A 6,177-nucleotide genomic window follows, 5' to 3' on the forward strand; every position below is an offset into this window, starting at 1 on the left:
GGGATCAGGAACTGTTGGTCGCGATCGACGGGTCGATATCCTTTGGCCACCAACAGATTCTACACAAAGCCGCAGGTCGGCCCCGCCGCGTCACGGCGAGACCGACCCGCGATTCTGCAACAGCCCGTCTGAGGAGACGAAGGGTACATTCGTTCGGAAACGAGCGGCCGCTCAGCCCGGCAGCACCGTCAACCCGTGCGGCCGGCGGTTCACCGGCTCGCAGCCGTCGGCGGTGACCACCACGATGTCCTCGATGCGGGCACCCCACTCGCCGCGGAAGTAGATGCCCGGCTCGATGCTGAACGCCATCCCCGGCCGCAGTTCGTCGGTGTTCCCGCCCACGATGTACGGCTCCTCGTGCACCGACAGGCCGATGCCGTGCCCGGTGCGGTGCACGAACACCTCCCCCAGCCCCTGCGCCGCCAGCAGATCCCGCGCCGCGGCATCCACCGACTCGGCGGTCACCCCGGGCTTGACCGCGTCGACCGCGGCCTGCTGCGCTTCCTCGAGCAACGCGATCTTCGCCGCCACATCGGGATCCGGCTCGCCGAGGCTGTAGGTGCGGGTCGAATCGGAGTTGTAGCCGGGTTCGACCGGACCGCCGATGTCGATGACCACGATGTCCCCGGACTCGAGCACCCGATCGGACACCTCGTGGTGCGGGTCGGCGCCGTGCGGACCCGACCCGACGATGACGAACGCCGCCGCGGTGTGGCCCTCCTCGACGATCGCCGCGGAGATGTCCGCGGCCACCTCCGCCTCGGTGCGGCCGGGCCGCAGCCACTCACCCATCCGGGCATGCACCCGGTCGATCGCGGCACCGGCCCGGCGCAGCGCCTCGATCTCGTCGTCGTCCTTGATCATCCGCAGCTCCCGCAGCACATCGGTGGCCAGCACCGGCACCGACCCGAACAACCCGGCCAGCGGCACCAGGTGCAGCGCCGGCATCGCATCGGTCACCGCGGTGCGCGCGGCACCCGGCAGCAGCGCCGCCACCAGCTCGTACGGGTTCTGCCCGTCCACCCAGTCCCGCACCGGCACCGCCAGCTCCGCGACCGCCGAATCGTTCAGCGACGCCAGCTCCAGACGCGGCACCACCACCGTCGCGGCGCTGCCGTCGGTGGGGATCACCAGACAGGTGAGCCGTTCGAAGGATTCGGCGCGGGACCCGAGCAGGTACCGCAGGTCCGGTCCGGGCGTCACGAGCAGCGCATCGAGACCGGCGGCGGCACCGAGCTCGGCTGCGCGGGTGAGACGTTCGGCGTAACGGGCGGCGGGAAATCGGGATGCGGCAGCACTCATGGGCATCAGCGTAGTGCGAGTCGGGGATGGCAGGATGTGGACCGTGACGACTCCTGTGACGACCCCGGACGGCGACACCGGGCGGCGCCCGCTGCTGCTGCTCGACGGGGCGAGCCTGTGGTTCCGCGCCTACTATGCGCTGCCCGACTCGATCACCGCCCCCGACGGGCGTCCCGTCAACGCGGTGCGCGGCTTCACCGACATGGTGGCCTCGCTGATCACCCGGCACCGGCCGCACCGGCTCGTGGTGTGCCTGGATCTGGACTGGCGTCCGGCGTTCCGGGTCGCGGCGGTACCCAGCTACAAGGCGCACCGGGTCGCGGTCGGCTCGGACGGCACCGTCGAGGAGGTTCCCGACACCCTGACCCCGCAGGTGCCGATGATCCTGGACGTGCTGGCCGCCGCCGGGATCGCTACCGGCGGCGCCGCCGGGTTCGAGGCCGACGACGTGCTCGGCACCCTCGCCGCCCGGGAAACCACCGACCCGGTGGTCGTGGTCAGCGGCGACCGCGACCTGCTGCAGGTCGTCGCCGACGACCCGGTCCCGGTGCGGGTGCTCTACGCCGGGCGGGGACTGGCGAAGGCCGAACTGTTCGGGCCCACCGAGGTCGCCGACCGGTACGGGGTGCCCGCCGAGCGGGCCGGCGCCGCCTACGCCGAGTTGGCGTTGCTGCGCGGCGACCCGTCCGACGGGTTGCCCGGCGTCAAGGGCGTCGGCGAGAAGACCGCGTCGGGCCTGCTGTTGCAGTACGGATCGCTCGACGGGATGCGGGCGGCCGCGGCCGATCCGGAGTCGGGCATGGCCAAGGGCATGCGCGCCAAACTCGCCGCGGCCGCAGACTATCTGGACGCGGCGCTGCCGGTGGTGCGGGTCGCGCGCGACGCCCCGGTGCAGCTGTCCGGTGCCGACGCCCTGCCCGCGGCGCCCGTCGACGCGTCGGCGCTGGTGGCGCTGGCCGACACGCTGGGGATCGGACGGTCCGTCACGACGCTGACCACGGCACTGGCCGCGGCCGCGGGCTGACCGGACCGTCCGCTCCGATCGGTTTGGGGCCGGTCAGTTGGGGCGGCTGACCTCGTAGGTGCCCTCGTCGTCGGTGAAGGTCAGGGTGACCGACCGATGCTGCCCGTCGACGGTGACGGTGCATTCGAAGCTGTTGCCCGCCTCGACCTTCTGGCCGTCGGGGCAGGACACGTCGTCGACGGCGGTGGCGCCGTAGGACTGGGTCAGCACCTTCGCGACCCCGGCCTCGGCGGCCGCGGAATCGAGGGTCTTCGACCCGAGGGAGGTGGCGACGAGGACCCCGACGATCGCGAGGATCAGCACCAGGGCCAGCGCCCCGAGACCGAGGATCAGCGGCTTCTTCGACTTCGGCGGCTGCTGACCGGCCTGCGCCGGCGCCCACTGCGGCTGCTGACCCGGCTGGGGTTGGCCCGGTTGCGGCTGGCCCCAGGGCTGCTGACCGGCCGCGGGCTGTCCCCACTGCGGCTGCTGACCGGGCTGCGGGGGCTGTCCCCACTGCGGCTGCGCCGTTCCCCACTGCTGCTGCGGTTGTCCCCACTGCTGACCGGCGACGGGAGCGCCCTGCCCCCACTGCTGACCCGGTTGCGGGTGCGGTTGCCCCCACTGCTGCTGCGGCTGGGCGGGCTGCTGATCCCACTGGGCACCGGCGGCCGCCGGCTGACCCCACGGCTGCTGCCCGGGCACCGGCTGCTGGCCCCACGGTTGGCCGGTCTGACCCCACTGCGGCTGAGCCTGACCGCCCTGCGCACCGGCGGCCCCACCCGGACCGGGCTGCGGGCCCCACTGCGGGGCCTGCCCGGCAGGCGAGTGACCGGCGGACGAGGCGTCGAACGCCTGCGTCGGCTCCGCCCCCTGGGCGGCGCTGCCGGGGCGCGCCCACTGCTGGGTCGGTTCCTGACCGGCCGCGTTTCCGGACTGCTCCTGGGGTTCGTTCGGCCCGCTCATCGTCGCCTCCCACTCACCTTCACTTCGTTGATCCACTTCGCGCCCATCCACCGCGTGGAAGCCGTGCCGCAGCGCGAATCAAACCACATCCGGCCGCGACGGTGTCCGCCGAGCCGAACCGCAACGTCCTGCCGCCCAGGCAATCACCCCGCCGGGGCGATCACACCGCGTCCACGTCGACGACCCCGCGCCGGATCGCGGCGACGGCCCGACCCGCCGTCTTCACGATCTCCGGGTCCTGCGCGCACGTGCGGATCTGATCGAGCAGATCGATCACCTGACGGCACCAGCGCACGAAATCACCGGCCGACAGGTCCCGGCTGCCGCCCCCGGCGGCGAGCAGCGCCTCGGCCAGCGACTGGGTGTTCACCCACGTGTACAGCGCCGCGACGAACCCGAGATCCGGTTCGCGCGTGGGCGGCAGCTTGTGCCGCACCTCGTCGGCGCGCAGCCCGTCGCACAACCGCACGGTCTCGGCGAGCGCGCGGCGCACTGGTTCGGTCGGGCCGCGCATCACCTCGCCGCCGCCTTCGATCCGCGACTCGTACACCACCGCCGACACCACCGCGGCGAGCTCCGCCGGGGACAACCCCGCCCACACCCGCTTGCGCAGGCATTCGGCGACGAGCAGATCGGCCTCGCCGTAGATGCGGGCCAGCCGCTCCCCCGCCTCGGTGGTCTCCGGGTCCGATCCGGCGGTCAGGTAGCCGCGTTCGGTGAGCAGCGCGACGATCCGCTCGAACGTGCGGGCCAGCGAGTTCGTCGTCGCCGCGACCTTCTGCCGCTGCTGGGCCAGTTCCCGCGCCAGCCGGTTGTAGCGGTCCCCGACCCGGGCGAGCTTCTCCAGTTCGGGGTCCTTGCGGGCCGGGTGCTGCCGCAGCCGGCGCCGCAACGCGTCGATCTCCCGGGTGTCGCCGCCGGTCTTGGTGCGCTTCGGGCGGCGCGGCACCGGGATGCCCGTCGACCGCAGCGACGACGCGAGATCGCGCCGTCCCCGCCCGGTGCGGTGGTTGACGTGCCGCGGCAACCGCAACCGGCCCACCACCTGCGCGGGCGCCGGGAAGTCCGCGGCCGACAACCGGCCGGACCAGGCGTCGGCGGTGACCACCAGCGGGCGCGGCTCGTCCACGCTCTGGTCGGGTTCGATCACCACGGCCAGTCCCGCGCGGCGCCCGCCGGGCACCGCGACGATGTCGCCGCGCCGCAACGCCAGCAGCGATTCGACGGCCGCCCGCCGCCGGTCCTGCCGACCCTGCCGTTCCCGGGCACGCTCCAGGTCGGTCAGCTGCGCCCGCAGCCGCAGGTAGTCGAGGATGTCGCTGTCGTCGCCGCCGAGCCGGTCCCGCAGCTCCGCCAGGGCCGCCTCGTTGCGTTCGATGCCGCGGGTCAGGCCCACCACCGATTTGTCGGCCTGGAACTGGGCGAACGACATCTCCAGCAGGGCCCGCGACCGGGTGATCCCGACCGCGTCGATGAGGTTGACGGCCATGTTGTAGGACGGGCGGAACGAGCTGCGCAGCGGGAAGGTGCGGGTGGAGGCGAGCCCGGCGACGGCGGCCGGTTCCACCCCGGGCTGCCACAGCACCACCGCATGCCCCTCGACGTCGATGCCGCGCCTCCCGGCCCGGCCGGTGAGCTGCGTGTACTCGCCGGGGGTCAGTTCGGCGTGGGTTTCCCCGTTGTACTTGACCAGGCGTTCGAGCACGACTGTGCGGGCCGGCATGTTGATGCCGAGCGCGAGGGTTTCGGTGGCGAACACCGCCCGCACCAGCCCGCGCACGAACAGGTCCTCGACGGTGTGCCGGAACGCGGGCAGCATGCCCGCGTGGTGCGCGGCGATGCCGCGTTCGAGGGCGAGGCGCCACTGCGAGAAGCCGAGCACCTCGAGGTCGGCGCGCGGCAGGTCGCGGGTGTGTTCGTCGACGATCGCCCGGATCCGGGCGGCTTCCTCGTCGGAGGTGAGCCGGATGCCGCCGCGCAGGCACTGGGCGACCGCGGCGTCGCAGCCGGCGCGGCTGAAGACGAAGGTGATCGCCGGGAGCAGCCCCTCGCGGTCCAGGCGGGAGATGACCTCGGGTCGTGGGAGCGGCCGGAAGCCGCCGGGGCCGCGGCCCCGGTCCCAGGAGTCGGCGCGGTCGAGCGTCAGCCGGCGGCGCACCTGCGAGAGCAGTTCGGGGTTGACCACGACGCTGCGGCGGCCGCCGTCGTCGGGGTGAGCGCGCCGGTCGAACAGGTCGTAGATGCGGGGGCCGACCATCATGTGCTGGTGCAGCGGAATCGGCCGCACCTCGTCGACGACGACGGTGGTGTCGCCGCGCACGGTGGTGATCCAGTCCCCGAACTCCTCGGCGTTGGACACGGTCGCGGACAGGCTGACCAGCCGGACGTCCTCGGGCAGGTGCAGGATGACCTCTTCCCACACGGCGCCGCGGAACCGGTCGGCGAGGAAGTGCACCTCGTCCATCACCACGTAGGTCAGCCCGATGAGGCTGGTCGAGGACGCGTAGATCATGTTGCGCAGCACTTCGGTGGTCATCACCACCACCGGCGCGCCCGGGTTGACGGACTGGTCGCCGGTGAGCAACCCGACCGCGTCCTTGCCGTGGCGGGCGCACAGGTCCGCGTACTTCTGGTTGCTCAGCGCCTTGATCGGGGTCGTGTAGAAGCACTTGCCGCCGCCGTGCAACGCCAGGTACACCGCGAACTCCCCGACCACGGTCTTCCCGGCGCCGGTGGGCGCGCACACCAGCACCAAGTGGCCGCCGTCGAGGGCACGGCAGGCCTGCACCTGGAACGGGTCGAGGGTGAACGGCAGCGCCGCGGCGAAGGCGGTGAGCCGATGGGGCATGGCGGCCGGAGCCGGCTGATCGGTCACAGCGTGTCGGAGTAGTCGGGGTGCGTCGGGG

The 6,177-nt window shown here is 72.9% G+C and carries 4 protein-coding genes; 1 reads left to right on the plus strand and 3 read right to left on the minus strand.

Going from position 1 to position 6,177, the window contains the following annotated elements:
• Positions 1 to 171: 171 nt before the first annotated feature.
• The gene (locus tag M1M07_RS31680; RefSeq protein ID WP_197255895.1) at positions 172 to 1,302 is read right to left on the minus strand and encodes a Xaa-Pro peptidase family protein; all 1,131 of its coding nucleotides are present in this window, start codon (positions 1,300 to 1,302) and stop codon (positions 172 to 174) included.
• Positions 1,303 to 1,336: 34 nt separating this feature from the next.
• On the opposite strand from M1M07_RS31680, the gene M1M07_RS31685 reads away from it, so the two are divergent.
• On the plus strand, positions 1,337 to 2,326 hold the full coding sequence (locus M1M07_RS31685) for a 5'-3' exonuclease (RefSeq protein ID WP_248676689.1): 990 nt from the start codon (positions 1,337 to 1,339) through the stop codon (positions 2,324 to 2,326).
• Positions 2,327 to 2,359: 33 nt separating this feature from the next.
• Here M1M07_RS31685 and M1M07_RS31690 read toward each other — a convergent pair whose 3' ends face one another.
• Complete coding sequence (locus M1M07_RS31690; protein WP_197251649.1) at positions 2,360 to 3,271, minus strand: DUF4333 domain-containing protein; 912 nt, start codon at positions 3,269 to 3,271, stop codon at positions 2,360 to 2,362.
• 160 nt (positions 3,272 to 3,431) lie between these two features.
• Positions 3,432 to 6,119, minus strand: coding sequence for an RNA helicase (locus M1M07_RS31695; RefSeq protein WP_248676690.1), 2,688 nt, complete (start codon positions 6,117 to 6,119; stop codon positions 3,432 to 3,434).
• Positions 6,120 to 6,177 lie beyond the last annotated feature (58 nt).

It is taken from the genome of Rhodococcus sp. HM1 (assembly GCF_023218075.1).
Taxonomy (GTDB): Bacteria; Actinomycetota; Actinomycetes; order Mycobacteriales; family Mycobacteriaceae; genus Rhodococcus.

Coding starts and splice junctions, on each gene's coding strand:
- M1M07_RS31690 (WP_197251649.1), bottom strand. CDS start 3,271: ATGAGCGGGCCGAACGAACCCCAGGAGCAGTCCGGAAACGCGGCCGGT.
- M1M07_RS31695 (WP_248676690.1), bottom strand. CDS start 6,119: ATGCCCCATCGGCTCACCGCCTTCGCCGCGGCGCTGCCGTTCACCCTC.
- M1M07_RS31685 (WP_248676689.1), top strand. CDS start 1,337: ATGTGGACCGTGACGACTCCTGTGACGACCCCGGACGGCGACACCGGG.
- M1M07_RS31680 (WP_197255895.1), bottom strand. CDS start 1,302: ATGAGTGCTGCCGCATCCCGATTTCCCGCCGCCCGTTACGCCGAACGT.